Origin of the sequence: Glycomyces terrestris (assembly GCF_003933745.1) — a bacterium.
In the GTDB taxonomy this organism is placed as follows: Bacteria; Actinomycetota; Actinomycetes; order Mycobacteriales; family Micromonosporaceae; genus Glycomyces; species Glycomyces terrestris.
Map to the genome: position 1 here is coordinate 409,088 of NZ_RSEB01000003.1, position 20,791 is coordinate 429,878.

The following is a 20,791-nucleotide window of genomic DNA, read 5'->3' on the forward strand; positions in this document are numbered from 1 at the left end:
TAATCATCCATTTGTTTGATTGGATCATCCGCTTGGATAATTAGGGGGCAGTCACTGCCTTGTGGCAGTGACTGCCTATACTTGCCGCATGGACCTGAAGCACCGCAAGAAGCTCGCCGCGATGCACCGCATCCAGGAGGCGGCCCTCGACCTGTTCGAGGAGCAGGGCTTCGACGCGGTCGCCATCGAGGCGGTCGCCGCCGCGGCGGAGGTGTCGCCGCGGACCGTCTACCGCTACTTCGGAACCAAGGAGATGCTGGTCATCTGGGACGAGGCGGACGAGTTCCCGGTCAGCCCGCTCGCGGCGGAGTTCGCCGTCGCCGACCCGATCGGGATGCTGCGCGGCACCTTCCGGGCCGCGTTCGCGGCGATGGACGAGGCGCAGCTGCGCCTGATCCGGCGCCGCGTCGCCCTCATCTACCGGACCCCCGCGATCGAGGCCGCGTACCTCCTCCACTCCTACGAGAAGTCCCGCGCGATCGCGGCGGCCGTCGGGCCCGCCAGCGGCGACGCCTTCGGCACCGAGGTGTTCGTCCACGCGTTCGTGGGGGCCGTCGTCGGCGCGATGCGCCACTGGTGCCACTCCGGATTCGCCACTCCCCCTTTCACGTTCGTGGACCAGGCCCTGACCCTCCTCGAACACGGCTTCGGAAAGCGAGCTGCCCCATGACCGCGGTGAAGAACGTCCTCGTCTCCGGCGCGAGCATCGCGGGACCCGCGCTCGCCCACTGGCTGGGGCGCCGGGGCGTCCGCGCCGTCGTCCTCGAGAAGGCCCCGGCCCGCCGCACCGGCGGCTACGCGATCGACCTCCGCGGCAAGGCGGTCGACGTGGCCGAGCGGATGGGCGTCCTCGACGGCGTGCGCGCGGCCGGGACCGAGATCGCCGGGGCCAGGATGGTCGGCGCCGACGGGCGCACCCGCGCCGCGCTCGGCACCGGCCTCATCGCGCCCGAGGACCGCGACCTCGAGATCCTCCGCGGCGACCTGGTCACCCTCCTCCACGAGGCGGCCCCCGACGCCGAGTACCGCTACGGCGACTCGATCACGGCCCTGGAGGACCGCGGCGACCGCGTCGCGGTCGAGTTCGCCTCGGGCGCGGCCGAGGACTTCGACCTCGTGGTGGGCGCGGACGGCCTCCACTCCCACACGCGCGCCCTGGCCTTCGGCCCCGAGCGCCCGTTCCGGCGCTTCCTCCAGTCGTACGTGAGCATCGCAACCGTCCCGAACCGCCTCGGCCTCGACCGCGAGGCGGTCCTGTTCAACACCCCCGGCCGCGTCGCGGCGCTCTACCACACCCCGCGGGCCGCGGGCGCCAAGGCGCTCCTGTTGCACCGCACCGGAACCGAGACGGACATCGACCGCCGCTCCCCCGCCGAGCAGCGCGCCCACCTGCGCGAGGTGTTCGCCGGGACGGGCTGGGAGACCGACCGCATCCTCGCCGACTTCGAGGACACGGACGACTTCTACTTCGACTCGGTCACCCAGATCCGCATGCCCACCTGGTCGAAGGGGCGCGTGGTGCTCCTCGGCGACGCCGGCTACTGCCCCTCACCGATGTCCGGGCAGGGCACCAGCCTGGCCCTCGTCGGCGCGTACGTCCTCGCCGAGGAGCTCGCGGCCCGCGACGAGCCCGAGGCGGCCCTCACCGCGTACGAGCGCCGCATGCGCCCCTACGCGGAAGCGAACCAGGCCATCGCCGCCCCGGGCCTCGACTTCATCGCCCCCGCCACCGGCTTCGCGATCAAGGCGCGCAACGCGCTCCTGAAGTCGGGCCCGCTGCTGCGCCTCCTCAGCCGCTTCGACTCCAAGCTCTCGCGGGCGGCCGAGGCGATCGACCTCGACGCCCGCTGAGGCGCGGCCACCGGCCTCGCGGTCGGCGGCCGCGCCGTGCGGCTACGGCAGGTTGGCGATCACGAAGGGCGCGTGGCCGTGGAGGTGGTTGCTCCAGCCCCCGGTGACCGGCGCGCCCGCGGACAGCAGGTTCGTGGAGTCGTTGCCGACGTCCAGTTTCCAAGCGGTCCACGAGATCTTGTTGGCGGCCATCCAGTCGACCCAGCGCTGGGCCTCGTCGAGGCAGACGCGCCCGTCGAGGCCGCCGTCGGCGGCGCTCGCGCCCCATTCGGTGACGAACAGGGCCAGGCCCGCGTTCAGCGCGGTGTTCGCCTTGTCGCGGTTCCACTGCGTGTGCGTGCACGAGTAGAAGTGCAGCGTGTACATCAGGTTCGTGCCGGACACCGGGCTGGCGGCCGCGACGTCGACGTCCTGGGACCAGGTCGGGGTGCCGAGGACGACGAGGTTGTCGGGGTCCTGCGCGCGGATCGCGGCGACGACGGCCTGGTGGTACGCCTTCACCGTGCTCCAGGAGACCTGCTCGGGCTCGTTGTACGGCTCCCAGATGACGTTCGGCAGGTGGCCGTAGCGGTCGGCGAGGTCGGTGAAGAACGCGACCGCCTCCGACTGGTGCTGGTGCGCCTGGTGCGCATGGAAGTCGACGATCACGTAGACGCCGGCCTCGGCCGCGTTCTGGATGACGGTCTCGACCTCGGACTTCCACCGGTTCGGGTCGTCGAGGTACGCGCCCGCGGGCTCGACGCCCATGGCGACGCGGAAGACCTCGATGTTCCAGTTGTCGCGCATCCACTCCAGGGCGGAGAGGTTCTGGGCGTACGGCTGGGTCTGCCAGTGCAGCCACATGCTGGAGACGCCGCGGAGCTGGATCTCCTGGCCGTCCTCATTGCACATGTTGTTGCCGCACACGCTGAGCTTCCCGTGCCGCTCGACCGGGGTGCCGGCGGGCGGGTCGGTCGGGTCGGGGTCGGTGGGCTCGGGGTCGGTCGTCGGCTCCTGGCTGCCGCCGCCGTCGCATTCGACGCCGTTGATCGCGGCGTTCTCGATCGCGCCCGCGGTGCCGTTGGCGGTGAAGCCGAAGACCTCCCGGGTCTGCCCGGCGGCGACGGCGCCGTTCCAGCCCGCGTCGGACGCCTCGAAATGCGATCCGCTCAGGCTCTGCCCGGTGACGTTCCAGGCGCTGATGCCGGAGACAGCGCCGGTGAAGTCCCATTCGACGGTCCAGCCGTCGATCGCCTCGCCCGCGGTGATGCTGACGCTGGCCTGGAAGCCCGAGCCCCAGCTGTTCACCACCGTGTACTCGACCTCGCAGCCTTCGGCCGCGTTCGCGCCCTGCGCGGCCGCGATGGTCACGGCGCTCGCTCCGAGCGCCGCGACGGCCGCGCCGATCGCGGCCAGTCGTCGTCTTCGTCCCTGCATCGGCTTGCCCTTCGATTGCGATTCCAACCGGGAGCGGAAGCGCTCCCAGTCAACATATCGAAGTTTGCCAATGCTTTGCCGCCGCGTCAAGCGGGCAGGGGCGCGCAGCGGGCGAGCCTCCAACGAACCCGGGACAGTCCGCCGCGCGTTCGCGAAGGGGCGCAGGGAGGCAGGGGCGCCGCCCGAGGGCGGCGCCCCTGGAACCACTACTCGGGGTTCTCCTGGAGGGCGCGGACCTCGATGCGGGAGCCGAGCGCTGCCGAGGCCTGCTCGGCCCACGCGAGGGCCCGCTCCTGGTCCGGCGCTTCGATGATCCAGAAGCCGCCCACGTACTCGGCGGCCTCCGTGAACGGGCCGGGCGTGCGGGTCGGGGTCGCGCCGGTGGCGTCGACGGTGACCGCGGTCGACGGCGGGTGGAGCCCGCCGGCGGTGACGAACGCGCCGGCCTCGACCAGGTCGGTGTTGAACTTGCCGACGGCGGCCATCACGGCCTCGAGCTCGGCGGGGTCCATCTCCTGCATCGACTCCATGGTCGGCTCTTCGGCCGCGTCGTGCGGCAGCGTGAGGAAGTACTGGGTCATGGGGATCAGCTCGCAATCTGTGGTCGTGGAACAGTGGTGGATTCAGCGCCGCCGTCGCGCGGCCCTGAGCTTCAGGTCCTCCACGCACACTAGGCCGACGTCGACGATCCGGCCGCTGAGGCCCCGATCGCGCAGGTCGTCCCCGGCTCGCTGCTCGGCCTCGAGGTGCGCGGCGAGGTCGGCGTCCTCGGGGCTCGCCTCCTCGGCTTCGATGAGGTACCGGAACTGGTAGCCGACCAGTTCGGGCGCGTACGTGAAGGTGCCCTCCGGGGTGAAGCGGGAGGCGAACATGTCGTGGTCGCCCTGCTCGGCGCGCAGCCGCTCCCGTTGCGCCGCGGTGAGGTCCTCGAAGCGGCCGCGGACCGTGGCGCGGTAGGTGCGGCTCACGCCGCGGCCTCGCTGCGCGTGGCGGCCGCGAACAGGGCCGTGATCTCCGCGGTCGTGCGGGCGGCGTCGTCCTGGGACGCGCTGAGCCGCGCGGCCGCGCTGTCGAGCACGGTGCGCACCGCGAACGCCATGGTCCGCGGGTCGAAGTCGCGCATCTCGCCGCGGCGCTGGCCGTCCTCGAACAGCGCGACGAGGTCGCCGAGCGAGGCGGCGGCGCGGTCGCCGTAGTACTGCGGGTCGCGCCGCCCGAAGTGCTCGACGACCGCGATGAGCGCGCGGGCCGAGTCCGGCTGCCGCGCACAGAACTCCAGGAAGGTGCGGATGTACGCGGCCAGCCGCTCGCCGCTGGGCGCGGGCGCCGCGAGGACCGCGGCGAGCTGCGGCGCGAGCGCCCCGGCCACCGAGGCGGCGACGGCCGCGGCCAGCTCGTCCTTGCCGGCGTAGTTGCCGTGCACGGCGCCGCGGCTGAAGCCCGCGTGCTCCGCGACGGCGTTCAGCGACGTCCCGGCGACGCCGGCCCGCGCGTACAGCTCGATCGCGGCCGCGACGAGCCGCTGGCGCGTCGCCTCCTGGCTCTCCCTGCGCGTCAGCCTCCCGGCCGGCGCGGTGGTCTCCCGGTTCACGCGATTCAGGATACAGGTCGGTATCTGGATGTCAAGCTGTATCCGAGATTCAGTCGCGGTCGTGCCACCAGTCGGTCCAGCGCTGCTCCAGGGCCTTGAACTCGGCGTCGGGGAGGCCGAAGGTGCTCAGGACGGCCATGGCCGTGTCGGAGCCGGGCGCGCCGGCGACCGCCAGCAGGCCCGGGCCCCAGGCGTCGACGGTGACGCCGAGCTGCCGCGGGGAGCGGAACCAGACGTCGCCGGCGAGGTCCATCGCCGGGGCGGCGTAGGGCGCGCCGGGCGGGGCGTCCTGGCCGTCGAGGCCGAGCCGCGCGAGGACGGCGCGGCGGGGCGTGGCGGGGGCGCTGAAGAAGAGCGTGCGGCGCGCGGCGCCGCGGGGGCGCTCGAGCGCGAACCGGAGCTGGTGCAGGAAGGTGATCCAGCCTTCGGTCACCTCGTCGTAGTAGGCGTCCCAGTCGGCGTCGCCCGAGAGCGGGGCGCGGGTGAGGACGACGCGGGCGCCGTCGGCGTGCGGTTCGACGGCGAACCGGTCGCCGCCGTTGGCGGTGAGGAGGCGGCGCGCGGGGTCCTCGTGGACGTCGGTGAAGTAGATCGAGTCGATCTCGGCGTCGAGCGCGGCGGTGTCGCCGCCGCTGTCCCAGCCGTGCCACTGCCGGAGGGCGTCCCGGTCGCGCAGCGCGTGCCACACCTCGTCGGCGGGGGCCGCCACGACGACCTCGATCCGCGGCGTCGTCGGCGTGCTGTCGTCAGTCATCGTTCGGCTCCTGTTCGGTTGCGGTGGAAGGCGAAGGGTGGCCGCCGACCACGAGGCGGTAGGGGCGGCCCCCCGGGCTGTCGTACGCCTCGGCGGCGCGGTGGACGGCCGCGGCGAGGTCCTCGGCGAAGCGGTGCACGTCCGCGGCGCTCGCAAAGCGCAGGTCGGCCTCGATCGTGAAGGTGAGCAGGCGCTTGCCCTGCTCCTCGGCCCGGGCCTGCATGCGCGCCACGTCCCGCACGGTGGCGGCGGCGACCCCGACGAGGTGCCCGGCGGCGAACCGGTCCTGGAGGCGCGCGGCGCCCTCGTCGGACGCGGGCTCGTGGCCGAGCACGGCGGGGTCGACGACGAACGCGCCCGGCTTGGCCCGGAAGAGCCGCTCGACGAAGCCGCGGCGGCGGCGCTCCTCGACCAGCTCCACGAGCTCGGCCGCCTCCATCGCGCGCAGGTGGTAGTTCACCCGCTGCCGGGGCAGGTCGAGCGCGGCCGCGAGCTGGGTCGCCGAGGCCGGTTCGCGCAGCTCGCGGAGGAGCCGGCGGCGCAGCGGGGAGAGCGCGGCCATGACCCGCTCGGGGTCGTCCACGAAGGTGATCGCGTCGCTCATGCCCCCAGTATTCAATTGAAAAATGAATTTGTCAAATGATCTCAGGGGACGGCATGGTCTTGGGTCGGCGTGGCCTCAAGGATCAGCGCGGCCGGTCCGCCAGCACCAGGCCGCGATGCCGACGCGGTTCGCGGTGCCGAGCTTGGCCTGGATGCTGGCGACGTGCGTCTTGACGGTGCCGACCGAGATGAACAGCTCGGCCGCGATGTCGGCGTTCGACAGGCCGCGGGCGACGAGGCGGGCGAGCTCGGTCTCGCGCACGGTGAGCGGGTTCGGGGCCGCGGCGGTGCCGGCCGGCGCGAGGTGCTTGAGGAGGCGGACCGTGACGGCCGGGCTGATCAGGGACTCGCCCGCGACGGCGGCGCGGACGGCCTCGGCGAGGAGCGCCGGGCCGGAGCGCTTGAGGATGAAGCCGCACGCGCCGGCCTGGAGGGCGGCGTGCACGTACTCGTCGTGGTCGAAGGTGGTCACGACGACGACCCGCACCGGGTCGGCGTCGGCGGCCAGCAGGCGCGTCACGTCGAGGCCGTCGAGGCGCGGCATCCGGATGTCGACCAGGGCCACGTCGGGCCGGACCGAGCGGGCGAGCGCCACCGCCCGGGCGCCGTCGGCGGCCTCGGCGACGACGGCCATGTCGGGCTGGGCGTCGATGAGGCGGCGCAGGCCGCGGCGGACGCCGTCCTGGTCGTCGGCGATGAGGACCCGGATCGTCACGCGGCCTCCCGCAGGAGCGGCAGCGTCGCCGCGACGAGCCAGCCGCCGTCGCCGGGCCCGGCGCGCAGCTCCCCGCCGAGCGCTTCGAACCGGGCGGTCAGGGCGAGGAGTCCCGTGCCGCCGTGGCCCTTCAGGCGCGGCAGGCGGGGCCGGGGGGATTCGCGCCCGCCCGCACTGAGGATGCGGATCTCCAGCGCCGCATCGTGAGCGGTGAGCGCGACCTCGACGCCGCCGGCGTGCGGGGCGTGCCTGCGCACGTTCGTGAGCGCCTCGGCGACCAGCCGGTAGACCGCGTCGGCGGCCTCGCGCGGCACCCGGCCCGGCAGGTCCGGATCGAGTTCGAGGACCACCGGCGCCCTTGCGGCGGCGGCGAACCGGTCGACCAGCTCCGGCACGTCGGCCACCCCGTACGTGCGGGCACCGGGCGACTCGCCGCCGCGGAGCATCCCGACCGTGCGGTCCATGGCCGCCAGCGCCTCCAGGCCGGCGCGCTCGATGCGCGCGAGCGCCTCGGGCGCCTGCGCGGGGTCGCCTTCGGCGCGCGTCGCCTGCGCGTCGAGCACGATGCCGGTGACGTCGTGCGCGACCAGGTCGTGCAGGTCCCCGGCGAGGGCGAGGCGTTCGCGCCTGCGCATCTCGGCGCGCGTCCGCTCCCGGCGCCGCGCGGCCAGCCGCCGGGCGAGGCCGGTCGCGACCGCGCCCAGGGCGACGAGTGTCCATGCGCCGGTGAAGAAGACGTATTCGGTCCAGGTGGCGGAGGTGCCGAGCAGCATCCGCAGCGGCTGCGCGCCGAGCGCGGCCGCGGCCAGTGCTCCGGCGAGGGCCGCGCGCCGGGCGGGCGCGTGGCGCACGGCCGACGCGGCCAGTCCGGCGAGCGCGGCGAGCTCCAGCAGGAGCCAGAACCCGGCGGCCCCGGTGACCGGGACCCGGTGCAGGAGCGTGCACAGCAGCGAGACCGCGGCGGCCGCGAGGGCGGCCGTGCCGGTCCGGCGGTACCGGCCCGCGCGTGCGCCGGGGGCGGCGAGCGCGACCGCCGCCGCCACGGCGGGCAGGACCGCGGTCCACGGCGCCCAGGCGAGGCCGACCGCGCCTCCGATGACGACCGCGGCCGCGGCTCCCGCGCCGAATGCCTGCTTGACTTGCGTTCTCACGACCATGCCGCGAACCGTACCGAGGAGGGGCGAGGCGCGGCCTCTGCCGAAAGACGGATCTTCCGTCCGGGCGGTCCCTCCGACGGCCGATGTCGGAAGGGGCCTGCGCGAACGCAGGCTGGACGCAACCGATCCGTGAGGAGGCCCCGATGGCCCTGACCCCGTCCCCGCCGCGCCGCGGCCCGCTCGCCCGCCTGGTCGCGGCGCGGCCGCTGCTGAGCTTCTTCGTCCTGTCGTTCGCGCCGTCGTTCGCGTACGAGTTCGTGTGCATCCTGGTGCTGCGGCTTCCGTTGGTGCCGTGGATGTTCGCCGCGCCGTTCATCGGCCCGTTCGCGGCGGCGTTCCTCGTCACCGCGGCCGTCGAGGGCCGGGCGGGCACGCGGGCGCTGGTGCGGGACCTGGTGCGCTGGCGGGTGGGCTGGCGCTGGTACGCGGTGATCGCGCTCGGCCTGCCGGCGTTCCTGATGCTGTGCGTGCTGCCGCTGCCGGGCGCGGCGGCGGCGTTCGATCCGGACCTCTCGGAGGTCGGCCCGTGGCTGGCGGGGTTCGCGCTCGTGCTGGTCGTCGGCGGGCCGCTCGGAGAGGAGCCGGGCTGGCGCAACTTCGCGACGCCGCGCCTCCAGGAGCGGTTCGGGCCGGTGCTCGGCACGCTCGTGCTCGGGGTGCTGTGGGGGCTGTGGCACCTGCCGCTGTTCCTGATCGAGGGCTACAACCACGCCGGGGGCGACCTCGCGGCGACCGTCGGCCCGTACCTGGTGTTCCTCGGGTTCACCGTGGCGATCGCGTTCCTGTTCACGTGGCTGTACAACAGCACGTCCGGGAGCGGGCCCGTGGCGGTCGTGGCGCACACGTTCTTCAACGTGACGCTGCTGCCGGTGCTGTTCCCCGGCGTGGAGAACAGCTTCCCGTACGAGGTGGTGCAGCTCGCGGCGTTCTCGGTGCTCGCGCTCGTGCTGCTGGCGGCGACGCGGGGGCGCCTGGGGTGGCGGGGGCCGCAGGCGGTGGAGGCCTGCGGCCCCGCGTCCGGGGGCGCGTCTCCTAGTCGCGCGGCGTCAGGCGCACGCGGCGCAGGAGCTGCGCGTTGAGGGCGACCACGATGGTGGAGGCCGACATCAGCACCGCGCCGACCGCGGGGCTGAGGGTGATCCCGACGCCGGCGAGGACGCCGGCCGCGAGCGGGATCGCGGCGATGTTGTACCCGGCGGCCCAGCCGAGGTTCTCGATCATCTTGCGGTAGCTGGCCTTCGAGAGGCGGCGGACGCCGCCGACGCCGCGCGGGTCCGAGGACGCCAGGACCACCCCGGCGGACTCGATCGCCACGTCGGTGCCCGCGCCGATCGCGATGCCCACGTCGGCCCGCGCGAGCGCGGGCGCGTCGTTGACGCCGTCGCCGACCATCGCCACCCGCAGGCCGCGGGCCTGGAGGTCGGCGACGGCGCGGTCCTTGTCGGCGGGCAGGACTTCGGCGAAGACCTCGTCGTCGGCAGTGAAGCCGAGGTCGGCCGCGACCGCTTCGGCCACGGCGCGGGCGTCGCCGGTGATCATCGCGATCTTCTGCACGCCTTGGGCCTTCAGATCGGCGACGGCCTGCTTCGCCTCGGGCCGGACCTCGTCTTCGAGGGCGATCGCGCCGAGCACGGCGGGGCCTGTGTCCTCAGCCGAGCCGTCGAGGGCGATGAGGTGGAGGACGGTCGCGCCGCGGCCCGACCAGGCGCCGATGTCGGCCGCGAGGTCCTCGGGCGCTTCGATGCCGAGCTCCCGGAGCAGCGCGGGCCCGCCGACCGCGTACCGCTTGCCGTCTACAGTGGCCTCGACGCCGCGGCCGGTGCGCGAGCGGAAGTCGCTCGCGTGCGCGCCTTCGCCGTGCGCGCGGCCGTGGTGGGCCACGATCGCGCGGGCGAGCGGGTGCTCGGAGTCGGACTCGACGGCAGCGGCGAGGTGCAGCACCTCGTCGGCGTCGCGGCCGGCGGCCCCGGCGATGCCGGCGACGGTGTGCTCGCCCTTGGTCAGGGTGCCGGTCTTGTCGAACAGCACGGCGTCCACAGTGCGCATCCGCTCGATCGCGAGGCGGTCCTTCACGAGGATGCCGGCCTTGGCCGAGACGGCCGTGGTGATCGATATGACCAGCGGGATCGCCAGTCCGAGCGCGTGCGGGCAGGCGATCACGAGGACGGTGACGGTGCGGACGACGCCGGAGGTGACGTCGCCGAGGAGCGACCACACCGCGAAGGTGAGCACGCCGGCGCCCATGGCGATGTAGAACAGCAGCGCCGCGAACCGGTCGGCGAGGACCTGGCCCCGGCCGCGCGACTCCTGCGCCTGCGAGACGAGTCGCTGGATGCCGGCGAGGGCGGTGTCGTCGCCGACCGCGTCGATGCGCACGCGGATCGCGGAGTCGGTGGCGACGGTGCCGGCCACGACCCGCTCGCCGGGGCCGCGCGGCACGGGCCGCGACTCGCCGGTGATCATCGACTCGTCCATCTCGGCCGCACCGTCGACGACCTCGCCGTCGGCCGGCACGCGGGCGCCGGAGCGGACCAGGACCACGTCGCCGACGCCGAGTCCGCCGGCGGGCACGGTCTCGACGGTCCCGTCCTCGCGCACGCGCTCGGCCTCGTCGGGCAGCAGCGCCGCGAGCGCGGCGAGGGCCCCGCGGGCCTGGCCGATGGCCTTCATCTCCTGCCAGTGGCCGAGCAGCATGATCGTGACGAGGGCGCCGAGCTCCCACCAGAACTCGAGGTCGAAGTAGCCGAGACTCGTTGCGAGGGAGGCGAGGTACGCGACAGAGATGGCGGTGGCGATGAGGAGCATCATGCCGGGGGCGCGGTCGCGGATCTCGCGCACGCCGCCGACGAGGAACGGCCAGCCGCCGTAGAGGAAGACGGCCGTGCCGAGGACGGGCCCGACGAGGCCCATCCCGGGGAAGTCCAGTGTGTACCCGAACCAGTCCATGATCATGTGGCTCGTGGCGACGAGCGGGACCGTCAGGACCAGGCTGAGCCAGAACTTGCGGCGGAACGCCTCGGGGTCGTGCCCGGCGTGCTTGTCGTGGCCGCCGTGCCCGGCGTGGGCGTCATGGCCGCCGTGGGCGGAGTGCGCGGCGTGGTCGCCGGGCGCGCTCGGCGCAGCGGCGTGGGCGCCGTGGTCGCGGCCGCTGTGCGCATCGTGCCCGGCATGACCGGAATGGTCGGCGTGCTCGGTGTGATCGGCGTGTTCCTCACGCGCGGCTTGGTGTTCGTGGCCGCCGTGCGCATCGTGCCCGGCACCGCCGCCGTGCCCGGCATGATCGGGATGCCCGCCGTGGTCGGCGTGATCGGCCTGCTCCTCATGCGCGGCATGGGGTTCGCGGCCGGCGTGGGCGTCGCCGCCGGCGGGGGCTCGGTGCCTCGCGTCGTCACCGTGGGCGTGGTGCTCGCTCACTGGAGGCTCCTTCCATATGGTTGGCAATCGACCTGACCATATACCCCATGGGGGTATCTGGCAAGCCGGTACAACCGATGCGCCCGCCCTGATATTCCCAGGCCGGCGGCCGGTGTCCGCACTCCCGCCGCAGGTCGGAACCGCAGCGGGCGCTTCCCGTGATACTACTAACATGGCTAGTAGTAGGGGGCGGCGTCCGGGTGCGGTCGCCCGCCAAGCCCGGGGTGGCTCCGCATCCCAAAGGCGGCCATCGGCGCCGCCCGGGCCCGGCGGCCGCGGGCGTAGGGTTCAGGCCGAGAAGGAGGTCCCGATGCCCAGACTCGGCGAGCTGGAGGCCGCGATCATGGAGGTCCTGTGGTCGGCGCCGGGCCAGGCCACGGTCCGCGACGTCCTCGGCGCCCTCGACCGCGAGCCGGCACCGGCCTACACCACCGTGATGACCGTGCTGGACAACCTGCACCGCAAGGGGACCGTGACCCGCGAACGCGCCGGCCGGGCCTGGGCGTACCGGCCCGCGCAGTCGCGAGAGGAGTTCGACGCCGAGGCCATGGCCGCCGTGCTCGAATCCTCCTCCGACCGCAGCGCCACCCTGCTGCGCTTCATCGGCAAGATCGGCCCCGAGGAACTCGCCCGCCTGCGCGAAGTGCTCGACGCCCAGGAGGGCTCGCGATGATCGCGGCGGCGCTCCTCCTCGCGTACGCCGCGGCGCTCGGGCTGCTCGGCCCGCGGCTGCTGGACCGGGCCCGCTGGGCCGTCGCCTCCCCGCGCCTGGCGATCACCACCTGGTTCGCGCTCGCGCTCTCCTTCGTCCTCGCGCTCGTCCTCGCCGGGGCGGCGATCGTGATGCCGGCCGAGGTGTTCCGCGAAGGCGCCGCGCACGCCGCCGAGCACTGCTTCGCCGCGCTCCGGGAGCTCCACGGCCCCGTCGGCGGCACGCTCATCGGCGCCGCCGCGCTCGGCCTGAGCTGGGCCGTCCCGCTGCGGGCCGTCACGGCCGGAGCGCTGGTCGCCCGCTCGACCGCGGTCGAGCGGGCCCGGCTGCGCCGCGCGCTCGCGAGCGCCCCGTGGGACGGCGGCCTCGGCGCGGTCGTGATCGCGTCCGCGCGCCCCGGCGCGTACTGCATCCCCGGCAAGGGCGGCCTGGTCGCCGTCACCTCCGGCACGCTGGCACTGCTCGACCGGCCGCAGCTCGACGCGGTGCTCGCGCACGAGCGGGCGCACCTCGCCGGCCGCCACCACCTGCTGATCGCCTTGGCGCAGACGGGAAAGCGGGCCTTCGGCTGGTTCCCGCTGTTCGCGCGCCTGCCCGAGCGCGTCGGCCACCTCGTCGAACTCGCCGCCGACGACGCCGCGGCGCGCAGCGCCAGCCGCGGCACCCTCGCCCGCAGCCTGCTCAACGTCGCGGCCGCTCAGGCCCCCGCCGAAGCGCTGGCGGTCAGCGGCGGCGACACCGTCGCCCGCATCGAGCGCCTGATCGACGCCCCGGCCGCCCCCGGTCCCGCGGGTGTCGGGACCATCCTGGGCGGCAACCTCGCCGCCGTCGCGGCGCCGCTCCTGATCCTCGCCGGGCCGATCCTGACCGCGGTCGGCTTCGCCTGCTGCCAGGTCTGACGCCCCGGCGACGGGGCCGGGTGGCGCGTCCCGCATTTATCTACTATGTTGCTTAGTAGACAAATGCGAAGGAGTCCTGCGTTGATGGATCGACCGCACCCGGACGGCGTCGGCCGGTGACCGCGATGACCCTGCTCACCGAGCCGCGTTCCGACCGCTGCGACCGGGCGCGCGAGGCCCTGCTCCGCCTGTCGGCCGAGTTCGACGTCGTGGTCACCGAGATCGACCTCACCGGCCGCGAGGGCCGCGGGCTCGCAGTCCAGCACGCCGTCTCCGCCGCGCCGGGCCTGCTCGTCGACGGCGTCCTGTACAGCTGTGGCGAACTCGACGCGGCGCGCCTCCGCTCCACCCTCGCGTCGGTCCGGCCCATCGGCGGCTGAGACCCCCCGCCCGTCCGTCCTCCCCCGAAGGAGCACCCTGCTCGTGAAGCCGTCACCGTTCCGTCGCAAATGGACGTCCGTCGCCGTCGTGGGCGGCCTCCTCGCCTCCGCGGTCGCCTCGTCCCCCGGCTGGGCCCAGCGGGACACCTCGGAGATCAACGACGAGATCGAGGAGACCGAGCAGGACCTGACCGCGGCCGTCGAGGCGTACAACCAGCTCGCACAGGAAGCGCAGGACAACCGCGAGATGGTCGCCCAGACCCAGGAGTCCCTCGACGCGGCCGAGGCCGAGCTGCGCGCACTCCGCGAGCAGCTCGCCGACTACATGACCGCGACCCACGTCGAACAGGGCATCGGCGACGCGGCGCTCCTCCTCGAATCGGGCTCCCCCGACGCGTTCGTGGAGCGCCTCGACCGGCTCAACGCCGCGAACCTCTACAACTTCGCGCTGCTGGACGAGCTCAGGACCGCCTCCGAGGAGTACACCGTCCAGCTCGACCTCCTGGCCGACCTCCAGACCGACCTCGACGAGCAGGAGGCCGACCTCGAACGGCAGCAGGAGGAGCTCAACGCCCGCATGGACGACCTCGACGAGGAGTGGCAGGCCGCCGCGGGCGACGAGATCGCTGACTACGACCTGCCGCACATGACCGACGACGAGTACGCCGTGGTCTCCTTCGCCCTCGACCAGGTCGGCAAGCAGTATGTCTGGGGCACGGCCGGTCCCGACACCTACGACTGCTCCGGCCTCGTCCTCCGCGCCTACGCCCAGATCGGCATCGAGCTCCCGCACAACGCCGCGGCCCAGTACGACTCGACCGCGAGCATCAGCCGCGAGGAACTCCAACCCGGCGACCTCGTCTACTACAACGACCTATCCCACATGGGCATGTACATCGGCAACGGCCTCATCGTCCACGCCCCCAACTCCCGCACCGTCGTCAAGGTCGTCGAGCTCGACCACGGCAACGTCTACTACGGAGCCACGACGATCCTCCACTGACCGGTCGAGGACGACCCTCACTCCGGGGCGAGGAGGTTGACCGCCACCGTGGCCGCGAGTGCGACGGCCGCGACCGGGGCCCAGATCGCGCGCTCCACCGCACTGGTCGAGATCAGGTTGGCCGCCACACTGAGGGCGAGGAAGGCGACGACCACCCACCCCGCAACGGGCAGTGCCGCGTCGGGCAGCGGGGACCAGCTGATCATCCGCGCCCGGCGCAAGACCGTGAGGGCCAACAGGACCATGGCCCCTGCCGCGATCCCGCTCGCCACCCGGAATCCGGTGGGCAGATGCACGTTCCGGCCCCCGTAGGCGGCCCTGCCCCACGGCGCGCCCGCGGCGAGCGCGACCTGGAAGGCGGCGACGAGGACGAACATCGCGGCGGCGAGGGCGGCCGCGAACTCGAGGGTGCTCATATCTGGAAGATACCTCAACTGTATCTGTCAGATATATTGAGGGGCATGGCCAACTCGCAGACGGAACTCGCCGTCCTCGCCGTCCTCAGCATTCGCCCCACGACCGGGTACGCGATCCGGGAACTTGTCCACGAACGCCTCAGCGCCTTCTGGAGCGAGAGCTTCGGGCAGATCTATCCGGCCCTGGCCCGGCTGCGCGAGGCCGGGCTCATCGAGGTGACCCCGGGGGAGCGGACCGGCTCGGCCCTGCACTCCCTGACCGACGCGGGCCGCGAGCACCTGCTCGACATGCTCAGCGAGCCACCGGTGGCGGCCCGGCCCCGCAACGGCGTGCTGCTGCGCCTGTTCTTCGGCGACCTGCTCGGCCCCCGGGCCTGCGCCGCCCTGGTCCAGGCCGCGAAGGAGCGGAGCGAGCGGCAACTGGCCGACCTCGCCGCCGCCCGCGCCGAGGTCGAGGCCGAACGGGCCGCGGACCCCGCGGACGCCACCCGAACCCGCTACTGGCTGCTGACGATCGCCGCCGGAGAACACGCCGCCCGCGCCGCGATCGCCTGGGCCGACGAGGCCCTGGCCGAACTCGCCGACCTGGAAGCCGGCGAGAACCGGTAGCCCCTGCGGGGAGTGCGCCCGCTTCGCGCGCTCCGCCTCGCCCAGAGGCGGTAGTCGCGGATGGCTCCGTCCGTATCGAGAACCCGTGGAGACGACTGCGGGGGCACTGTCCGAAAACAGTGCCCCCGCAGGTGGATCGCGTCTGCGTGCGGTGTGTGGCGGAGGATGCGGGATTTGAACCCGCGATCGGGTATCACCCGAAACCCGCTTAGCAGGCGGGCGCACTAGGCCACTATGCGAATCCTCCAGGAGCCGCACGTCAGACGTACGAGCATCGAGCATACCGGTAGGCGGCACGGGGGGCCAAGCGGGTTCGGGTCGGTCAGAGCCAGCTCACGTGGGGCGCGACCAGGAGGTATCCGACGAACGCGGCGATGTCGAGGAGGGTGTGGGCGACCACCAGCGGGCCGGTGCGCTTCCACTTCAGGAAGCAGAGCGCGAAGACCGCGCCCATGACGGCGTTGCCGATGAAGCCGCCGAAGCCCTGGTACAGGTGGTAGGTGCCGCGCAGGAGGGCGTGGGCGGCGATGATCGCGGCCGGGCGCCAGGCGAGCTGGCGCAGGCGGGTGACGAGGTAGCCGACGCCGATGACCTCCTCCAGGATCGCGTTCTTGAGGGCGGCGAGGACGAGGACCGGGACGGCCCACCACACGTCGTTCAGGTTCGCGGCGGCGATGGTCGCGTTCAGGCCGAGGGCGCGGGCGGTGAAGTAGAGGGCCAGGCCGGGGATGCCGATGCAGGCCGCGAGGGCCGCGCCGCCGAGGAGGTCGAAGGCGGGCCGGCGGGGGTCGAGGCCGATGAGCCGGAACGGGTTCCCGCGGTCGAGGCTGAGGACGTGCAGCGCCAGCGCGACCGGGGCCATCGCCAGCGTGAGGCTCACGAGCTGCTGCGCGAGGTCGTACCAGGGCCGCTCGGCCTCGGCGCGCGCCGAGTTCATGGACTGGACCGAGTCGGCGAGGCCGCCGGGCTCGGTGAGGGTGCCGACGATGCTGACGATCGACCAGACCGCCGACGCCCCGAGCGAGAGGGCGAGCACGATGACGACCTCGCGGCCGACCGCGCGGCGGGAGAGGAGGGGGGCCTCGGTGTGCGACATGCGCACCAGAGTGCCAGAGCCGGGGAGGCGCGCAGCGGGACGGGACCGGGCGGGGCTGCGCCGATCGCACGCCGTGTGCGACGCGTCGCCGCGAGCCGGGTGCATGATCGCAGGGACAGGGCGAGGTGCTGTGAAACTCATCCCACTCGGCGACGCTCACCTTCGCGGCACCTCGCCCGTCTACGCCCCGTCGCCGCGCCGCGCCTGTCGGTTTATTGACACTGCGCTTGCAACATCAGGTAAGGTTAGCCAGTCCTTACCTGAGAGGGGTACCCTATGCGGCTCGCGATCGCGGAGGCCCTCCCGGGCGCGCCCGCATTCGCCGACCGCCCGGTCCCCGCCCCGCACCCGATGCGCGCCCTGCGCGCGGTCGCCGCGCGGGTCGAGCACGAGGTCAGCCCCCACCCGATCGCCGGCATCCGCGCTTGGCTGTACGGCGACCGCGCGCCGAGCGCCGTCGCGTTCCCCGCCGTCGACCTCGCGTCCGGCGAGCGCGTCGAGGAGCTCATGGCCGCCGCCGCGGCGCTGTGGGGCGGCTCCGCCCACGCGAACGCGGCCCTGGCGTGGAAGACCTACTGCTACTGGACCCTCGCGCCCGCGGTGCTGGGCTACGTCGCCGCCCGCCGCGTCCCGGTGATGGACGCGGCGAACACGGTCTTCGCGATCAGCGACGAGGCCCCGATGTTCTCGGTGCGCCAGGTCCGCCCGCGGTTCCTGGCGCTCCCCCACGACCCGTGCGCCGGCCACCCGGACGTCGAGGTCGTGCCGAATGAGGGCGTGCTGCTGGACCGCTTGCGCGCCACCGTGTTCGAGGGCCACCTCGGGCCGGTCCTGGACGCGTTCCTGGCCCGGGTCCGGGTCGGGCGCCGCACGCTCCTGGGCTCGCTGGCCTCGGGCCTGTCGTACGCGGTCGCGGCGATGGCGCCGGTCGTGCCGGACCCCGACGAGGTCCTCGCGAAGACCCTGCTCGACGCGTTCGACGTCGCGCACCTGGTCGACGTCTCCACCGACGAGGCCGGGCGGCTCCTGTACCGGCGCCGCACCTGCTGCCTCGCGCTCACGATCGAGGGCGGGCGCACCTGCTCGACCTGCTGCGTCCAGAGCGATCGCTGCTAGCAGCGGTTTCGCGGCGCGCCGCGTTTGATAGATTGGCGCTTGCCCTGAGGGGCGCTGGAGAAGTCGCATAGTGGACTAGTGCAGCGGTCTTGAAAACCGCCGTGGGTGTCAAAGCCCACCGTGGGTTCGAATCCCACCTTCTCCGCCACCGCCGCTCGCGTCCCGGCCGCACCGGCCCTGGACACGGAAAAGGACTCAGCACCCCGGCACGGTGCTGAGTCCAGGAATAGAGTAACCCCATGGCGCAACATGCTTCACTTCCGGGTCGGGATATTCACAGAATCGTTACCATGGCGGGCCGCTGCGAGGCGGTCGACGGCATCGCCCCCTTCAACGAGCAGACCACCCTCGCGATGTCGAAGCATCCTGACAAGCACCGCAGGCATTTCGTTGTGCCCCTGAACGACTCGGTGATCGCGTACGCCGGCGCGGAGGTCGTCGGAGACGTCGCCGAGGCCGAGCTGGCGGTCGATCCGGACCACCGGAACCGCGGCGTGGGCGGGCGGCTCCTCGACGGGGTCCTCGACTGGATCGGGCCGGTCGCGCGCGAACTGCGGGTGTGGGCGCACGGCGACCTGCCGGCCGCGCAGCGGTTCGCCGCCGCGCACGGGTTCGACCGGGCGCGGGTGCTGTACCAGTTCTCGCGGGAGCTCACCGGCTTCCCCTGGCCCGCAGCGTGGCCGGAGGGCGCGAGCCGGAACTGGCCGACCGGGGACGCCGCCGCGGCGACGCTCGCCGACGGGGTCCGCCTGCGGCCCTTCAGGACCGGGCGGGACGAGGCGGAGTGGCTGCGCGTGAACGCCGCGGCGTTCGCCGACCACCCCGAGCAGGGCCGCTGGACCGCGGCGGACCTGCGTGCGCGCCAGGAGGAGTCCTGGTTCGACCCGGACGGGCTCCTGGTCGCCGAGGACGCGGACGGGATGCTCGGCTTCCACTGGACGAAGGTCGAGGGCGGCGTCGGCGAGGTGTACGTCCTCGGCGTCGACCCGCGAGCCCAGGGCACCGGCCTCGGCCGCACCCTCACGCTCGCGGGACTCGCCCACCTTGCGGCCCACGGCATCCGGCAGGTGGACCTGTACGCGGACGAGTCGAACACGAAGGCCGTGGCCCTGTACCGCAAGCAGGGATTCGAGGTCGTGCGCACCGACGTGCAGTGGTCCAGGCGGCTGCGCTGATCAGGCGCGGGAGAGCGCCCCGGCGGGGTAGTCCTCTTCGCCGGGCAGGACCAGCCGCGCCTCGCCCTCGCGGAGGCTGACGCGCGGCAGGATCGGCGACATCTCGCGCTGCTCGGCGGCTGCGAAGACCTCGCCGACGGTGGAGTAGCGCGAGAGCTCGGCGAGCGTGGTGGCCTCGGGCATCGACATCTGGCCGCCGTACTGGCACACGGCCTGCTCGGGGCCGATCCAGGTGGCGTACTCGGGTTCGCGCACGCGGATGCGCGGCTGGAAGCCCTCGGCGAGGGTCGCGACGTAGATCCAGGTGTCGAAGCGGACGGGCTCGTACTCGGGCGTGACCCAGCGGGCCCAGGCGCGCTGGAGGGCGACCATCGCGCCGGTCTCCTCCTCGACGGCCCGCACGCCGGTCATGGCGACGTCGGGGTCGTCGGGCTTGTGCCGCCCGCCGGGGAAGCCGTACAGCGAGCCGCGGGGGCCGGTGCCGGAGCGCTCGTAGGCGGTGTCGACGTCGAGGTGGGCCCAGCGCTCGCGCGCGGTGGCGCCCGGCAGGTCGGCGCGGCCGATGGCCGGGAGGCCGAAGGGCTCCTTCGCGGCGTGGCGCAGCAGGAACACGCGCAGCGGGGCCTCGCGCAGCAGGACCACGACGGCGGCGCGCTCGGGTTCGGCGGGAGCGCCCTGCTCCTTGAGGCGGTCGAGGGCGCGGGAGGCCGACGCCGAGTCGACCGCGCGGAAGTCCCACTTCCCGAAGCGCTGGATGGACATAGCACTCACGCTAGACCAATCGCGGCCCGCGCCAGTGGGCAACGGCGGAAACGGACGCGGCCCGGCCGCGAGGGCCGGGCCGCGTGCTGCGGGAGTTACCCGAGGAACTGGATGGGCAGGTAGAACAGGGCGCCCACGAGTGCCGCGATCGGGAACGTGATGATCCACGCGATGACGATCGACCGGGCCACGCCCCAGCGGACGGCGCGCTTGCCGCCGGTGGAGCCGACGCCCATGATCGCGGAGGTGATGGTGTGCGTGGTGGAGATCGGCGCGCCGAGCAGCCACGTGTTCGCGTACAGCACCGAGGAGGCGACGGTCTCGGCCGCGAAGCCCTGGGGCGGGCCGAGGTCGATGATGCGCCGGCCCATGGTCTTGATGATGCGCCAGCCGCCGGCGTAGGTGCCCGCGGCCATGACGGCGGCGGAGACCCAGTAGACCCACTGCGGGATGTGCGTGGCGCTGTCCTGGATGCCGCCGACGTAGAGGGCGAGGACGATGACGCCGATGATCTTGGCGGCGTCCTGCATGCCGTGGCCGAGGGCCATCGCGGCGGCCGAGACGGTCTGCGCGTGGCGGAAGCCGCGGTTGAGCTTGTCGGGGCGGCCGTTCTTGAAGATCCAGTACACGGCGATCATGACGAGGAAGCCGAGGGCGAAGCCGACGACCGGGGAGACGATCGTGGGGAGCACGATCTTGTCGACGATGCCGCTCCACAGCACCCAGCCGTTCAGGCTGCCGGTGATGACCAGGCACCCGGCCATGGTCGCGCCGACGATGCCGCCGAACAGGGAGTGGGAGGAGGAGGTCGGGAGGCCGAAGTACCAGGTGATGAAGTTCCAGGTGATGGCGCCGAGGAGGCCGGCCATCACGATGAGGAGGCCGTCGATGCCGGTGGGGAGGACCACGAGGCCCTCGGCGACGGTCTTGGCGACCTTCGCGCCCAGGTGCGCGCCGACGAAGTTGCCGACCGCGGCCATGCCGAGCGCGACCCGGGGTTTGAGGGCCCGGGTCGAGATGGAGGTCGCGATCGCGTTCGCGGAGTCGTGGAAGCCGTTGGTGTACCCGAAGAGCAGTGCCGCGGCGATGCACAGGTACACCGCGATGAGGACGCTGTCCACG

24 protein-coding genes and 2 tRNA genes are annotated in these 20,791 nt (G+C 73.4%); 12 read left to right on the plus strand and 14 right to left on the minus strand.

Annotated features, from left to right (window positions below):
* Positions 1-88: 88 nt before the first annotated feature.
* Positions 89-670, plus strand: coding sequence for a TetR family transcriptional regulator (locus EIW28_RS11815; protein ID WP_158630379.1), 582 nt, complete (start codon positions 89-91; stop codon positions 668-670).
* Complete coding sequence (locus EIW28_RS11820) at positions 667-1,851, plus strand: FAD-dependent monooxygenase (protein WP_125247908.1); 1,185 nt, start codon at positions 667-669, stop codon at positions 1,849-1,851. The genes EIW28_RS11815 and EIW28_RS11820 overlap by 4 nt, the downstream gene beginning before the upstream one ends.
* Positions 1,852-1,893: 42 nt before the next feature.
* Here EIW28_RS11820 and EIW28_RS11825 read toward each other — a convergent pair whose 3' ends face one another.
* The 8 genes from EIW28_RS11825 to EIW28_RS11860 all read right to left on the minus strand — a co-directional run bounded on the left by EIW28_RS11825 (position 1,894) and on the right by EIW28_RS11860 (position 8,081).
* A complete protein-coding gene (locus tag EIW28_RS11825; RefSeq protein WP_125247909.1) occupies positions 1,894-3,267 on the minus strand; it encodes a cellulase family glycosylhydrolase in 1,374 nt (457 codons plus the stop codon).
* A 206-nt stretch (positions 3,268-3,473) separates the two neighbouring features.
* Positions 3,474-3,848 (minus strand): YciI family protein, encoded by a 375-nt coding sequence (locus EIW28_RS11830; protein WP_125247910.1) that lies wholly within the window; start codon positions 3,846-3,848, stop codon positions 3,474-3,476.
* Between the two features lie 42 nt (positions 3,849-3,890).
* Positions 3,891-4,235, minus strand: coding sequence for a DUF6204 family protein (locus EIW28_RS11835; RefSeq protein WP_125247911.1), 345 nt, complete (start codon positions 4,233-4,235; stop codon positions 3,891-3,893).
* The gene (locus EIW28_RS11840; protein WP_125247912.1) at positions 4,232-4,858 is read right to left on the minus strand and encodes a TetR/AcrR family transcriptional regulator; all 627 of its coding nucleotides are present in this window, start codon (positions 4,856-4,858) and stop codon (positions 4,232-4,234) included. Before EIW28_RS11840 ends, EIW28_RS11835 begins: the two co-directional genes overlap by 4 nt.
* A 49-nt stretch (positions 4,859-4,907) precedes the next feature.
* A complete protein-coding gene (locus EIW28_RS11845; RefSeq protein WP_125247913.1) occupies positions 4,908-5,612 on the minus strand; it encodes an SRPBCC family protein in 705 nt (234 codons plus the stop codon).
* Positions 5,605-6,216 (minus strand): ArsR/SmtB family transcription factor, encoded by a 612-nt coding sequence (locus EIW28_RS11850; RefSeq protein ID WP_125247914.1) that lies wholly within the window; start codon positions 6,214-6,216, stop codon positions 5,605-5,607. Before EIW28_RS11850 ends, EIW28_RS11845 begins: the two co-directional genes overlap by 8 nt.
* A 75-nt stretch (positions 6,217-6,291) precedes the next feature.
* Complete coding sequence (locus EIW28_RS11855) at positions 6,292-6,930, minus strand: response regulator (protein WP_125247915.1); 639 nt, start codon at positions 6,928-6,930, stop codon at positions 6,292-6,294.
* Positions 6,927-8,081 (minus strand): sensor histidine kinase, encoded by a 1,155-nt coding sequence (locus EIW28_RS11860; RefSeq protein ID WP_158630380.1) that lies wholly within the window; start codon positions 8,079-8,081, stop codon positions 6,927-6,929. Before EIW28_RS11860 ends, EIW28_RS11855 begins: the two co-directional genes overlap by 4 nt.
* Positions 8,082-8,230: 149 nt before the next feature.
* Between EIW28_RS11860 and EIW28_RS11865 the strand changes: the two genes are divergently transcribed.
* Positions 8,231-9,166 carry a CPBP family intramembrane glutamic endopeptidase gene (locus EIW28_RS11865; protein ID WP_125247917.1) on the plus strand — a complete coding sequence of 312 codons (936 nt, stop codon included), beginning with the start codon at positions 8,231-8,233 and terminating at the stop codon, positions 9,164-9,166.
* Here the strand turns inward: EIW28_RS11865 and EIW28_RS11870 are convergent.
* The gene (locus tag EIW28_RS11870) at positions 9,120-11,039 is read right to left on the minus strand and encodes a heavy metal translocating P-type ATPase (RefSeq protein WP_232013943.1); all 1,920 of its coding nucleotides are present in this window, start codon (positions 11,037-11,039) and stop codon (positions 9,120-9,122) included. The genes EIW28_RS11865 and EIW28_RS11870 overlap by 47 nt on opposite strands.
* Between EIW28_RS11870 and EIW28_RS24925 the strand changes: the two genes are divergently transcribed.
* The 5 genes from EIW28_RS24925 to EIW28_RS11890 all read left to right on the plus strand — a co-directional run bounded on the left by EIW28_RS24925 (position 11,040) and on the right by EIW28_RS11890 (position 14,495).
* Entirely contained in the window at positions 11,040-11,537 is a 498-nt protein-coding gene (locus tag EIW28_RS24925; RefSeq protein WP_232013944.1) for a hypothetical protein, read from the plus strand.
* A 274-nt stretch (positions 11,538-11,811) separates the two neighbouring features.
* Positions 11,812-12,174 carry a BlaI/MecI/CopY family transcriptional regulator gene (locus EIW28_RS11875; RefSeq protein WP_125247919.1) on the plus strand — a complete coding sequence of 121 codons (363 nt, stop codon included), beginning with the start codon at positions 11,812-11,814 and terminating at the stop codon, positions 12,172-12,174.
* On the plus strand, positions 12,171-13,112 hold the full coding sequence (locus EIW28_RS11880; RefSeq protein WP_125247920.1) for a M56 family metallopeptidase: 942 nt from the start codon (positions 12,171-12,173) through the stop codon (positions 13,110-13,112). The genes EIW28_RS11875 and EIW28_RS11880 overlap by 4 nt, the downstream gene beginning before the upstream one ends.
* A 116-nt stretch (positions 13,113-13,228) precedes the next feature.
* Positions 13,229-13,492 (plus strand): thioredoxin family protein, encoded by a 264-nt coding sequence (locus tag EIW28_RS11885; protein ID WP_125247921.1) that lies wholly within the window; start codon positions 13,229-13,231, stop codon positions 13,490-13,492.
* Between the two features lie 43 nt (positions 13,493-13,535).
* Positions 13,536-14,495, plus strand: a complete 960-nt coding sequence (locus tag EIW28_RS11890) for a C40 family peptidase (RefSeq protein ID WP_125247922.1) — start codon at positions 13,536-13,538, stop codon at positions 14,493-14,495.
* 17 nt (positions 14,496-14,512) lie between these two features.
* Here the strand turns inward: EIW28_RS11890 and EIW28_RS11895 are convergent, their stop codons facing one another.
* The gene (locus EIW28_RS11895; protein ID WP_125247923.1) at positions 14,513-14,911 is read right to left on the minus strand and encodes a hypothetical protein; all 399 of its coding nucleotides are present in this window, start codon (positions 14,909-14,911) and stop codon (positions 14,513-14,515) included.
* Between the two features lie 45 nt (positions 14,912-14,956).
* Here EIW28_RS11895 and EIW28_RS11900 point away from each other — a divergent pair, with 45 nt between their 5' ends.
* Positions 14,957-15,520 (plus strand): helix-turn-helix transcriptional regulator, encoded by a 564-nt coding sequence (locus EIW28_RS11900; RefSeq protein ID WP_125247924.1) that lies wholly within the window; start codon positions 14,957-14,959, stop codon positions 15,518-15,520.
* Positions 15,521-15,676: 156 nt separating this feature from the next.
* Here the strand turns inward: EIW28_RS11900 and EIW28_RS11905 are convergent.
* Together EIW28_RS11905 and EIW28_RS11910 are read right to left on the minus strand one after the other, a co-directional pair.
* Positions 15,677-15,767, minus strand: a tRNA-Ser gene (locus EIW28_RS11905).
* A gap of 75 nt (positions 15,768-15,842) precedes the next feature.
* Positions 15,843-16,616: a CPBP family intramembrane glutamic endopeptidase gene (locus EIW28_RS11910; RefSeq protein ID WP_125247925.1), complete on the minus strand. Its 774-nt coding sequence runs from the start codon at positions 16,614-16,616 to the stop codon at positions 15,843-15,845.
* A 276-nt stretch (positions 16,617-16,892) separates the two neighbouring features.
* On the opposite strand from EIW28_RS11910, the gene EIW28_RS11915 reads away from it, so the two are divergent.
* From EIW28_RS11915 to mshD, 3 genes are all read left to right on the plus strand, one after another.
* Entirely contained in the window at positions 16,893-17,732 is an 840-nt protein-coding gene (locus EIW28_RS11915; RefSeq protein WP_125247926.1) for a hypothetical protein, read from the plus strand.
* A gap of 56 nt (positions 17,733-17,788) precedes the next feature.
* Positions 17,789-17,880, plus strand: a tRNA-Ser gene (locus EIW28_RS11920).
* Between the two features lie 91 nt (positions 17,881-17,971).
* Positions 17,972-18,907 (plus strand): mycothiol synthase, encoded by a 936-nt coding sequence (gene mshD, locus EIW28_RS11925; RefSeq protein ID WP_125247927.1) that lies wholly within the window; start codon positions 17,972-17,974, stop codon positions 18,905-18,907.
* Here mshD and EIW28_RS11930 read toward each other — a convergent pair whose 3' ends face one another.
* Together EIW28_RS11930 and EIW28_RS11935 are read right to left on the minus strand one after the other, a co-directional pair.
* The gene (locus EIW28_RS11930) at positions 18,908-19,669 is read right to left on the minus strand and encodes an NUDIX hydrolase (protein ID WP_125247928.1); all 762 of its coding nucleotides are present in this window, start codon (positions 19,667-19,669) and stop codon (positions 18,908-18,910) included.
* A gap of 95 nt (positions 19,670-19,764) precedes the next feature.
* Positions 19,765-20,790, minus strand: coding sequence for an inorganic phosphate transporter (locus EIW28_RS11935; RefSeq protein WP_125247929.1), 1,026 nt, complete (start codon positions 20,788-20,790; stop codon positions 19,765-19,767).
* Between the last annotated feature and the right edge of the window lies 1 nt (position 20,791).

Coding starts and splice junctions, on each gene's coding strand:
- EIW28_RS11815 (WP_158630379.1), top strand. CDS start 89: ATGGACCTGAAGCACCGCAAGAAGCTCGCCGCGATGCACCGCATCCAG.
- EIW28_RS11820 (WP_125247908.1), top strand. CDS start 667: ATGACCGCGGTGAAGAACGTCCTCGTCTCCGGCGCGAGCATCGCGGGA.
- EIW28_RS11825 (WP_125247909.1), bottom strand. CDS start 3,267: ATGCAGGGACGAAGACGACGACTGGCCGCGATCGGCGCGGCCGTCGCG.
- EIW28_RS11830 (WP_125247910.1), bottom strand. CDS start 3,848: ATGACCCAGTACTTCCTCACGCTGCCGCACGACGCGGCCGAAGAGCCG.
- EIW28_RS11845 (WP_125247913.1), bottom strand. CDS start 5,612: ATGACTGACGACAGCACGCCGACGACGCCGCGGATCGAGGTCGTCGTG.
- EIW28_RS11850 (WP_125247914.1), bottom strand. CDS start 6,216: ATGAGCGACGCGATCACCTTCGTGGACGACCCCGAGCGGGTCATGGCC.
- EIW28_RS11865 (WP_125247917.1), top strand. CDS start 8,231: ATGGCCCTGACCCCGTCCCCGCCGCGCCGCGGCCCGCTCGCCCGCCTG.
- EIW28_RS11870 (WP_232013943.1), bottom strand. CDS start 11,039: ATGATCATGGACTGGTTCGGGTACACACTGGACTTCCCCGGGATGGGC.
- EIW28_RS11875 (WP_125247919.1), top strand. CDS start 11,812: ATGCCCAGACTCGGCGAGCTGGAGGCCGCGATCATGGAGGTCCTGTGG.
- EIW28_RS11880 (WP_125247920.1), top strand. CDS start 12,171: ATGATCGCGGCGGCGCTCCTCCTCGCGTACGCCGCGGCGCTCGGGCTG.
- EIW28_RS11895 (WP_125247923.1), bottom strand. CDS start 14,911: ATGAGCACCCTCGAGTTCGCGGCCGCCCTCGCCGCCGCGATGTTCGTC.
- EIW28_RS11900 (WP_125247924.1), top strand. CDS start 14,957: ATGGCCAACTCGCAGACGGAACTCGCCGTCCTCGCCGTCCTCAGCATT.
- EIW28_RS11910 (WP_125247925.1), bottom strand. CDS start 16,616: ATGTCGCACACCGAGGCCCCCCTCCTCTCCCGCCGCGCGGTCGGCCGC.
- EIW28_RS11915 (WP_125247926.1), top strand. CDS start 16,893: ATGCGGCTCGCGATCGCGGAGGCCCTCCCGGGCGCGCCCGCATTCGCC.
- mshD (WP_125247927.1), top strand. CDS start 17,972: ATGGCGCAACATGCTTCACTTCCGGGTCGGGATATTCACAGAATCGTT.
- EIW28_RS11930 (WP_125247928.1), bottom strand. CDS start 19,669: ATGTCCATCCAGCGCTTCGGGAAGTGGGACTTCCGCGCGGTCGACTCG.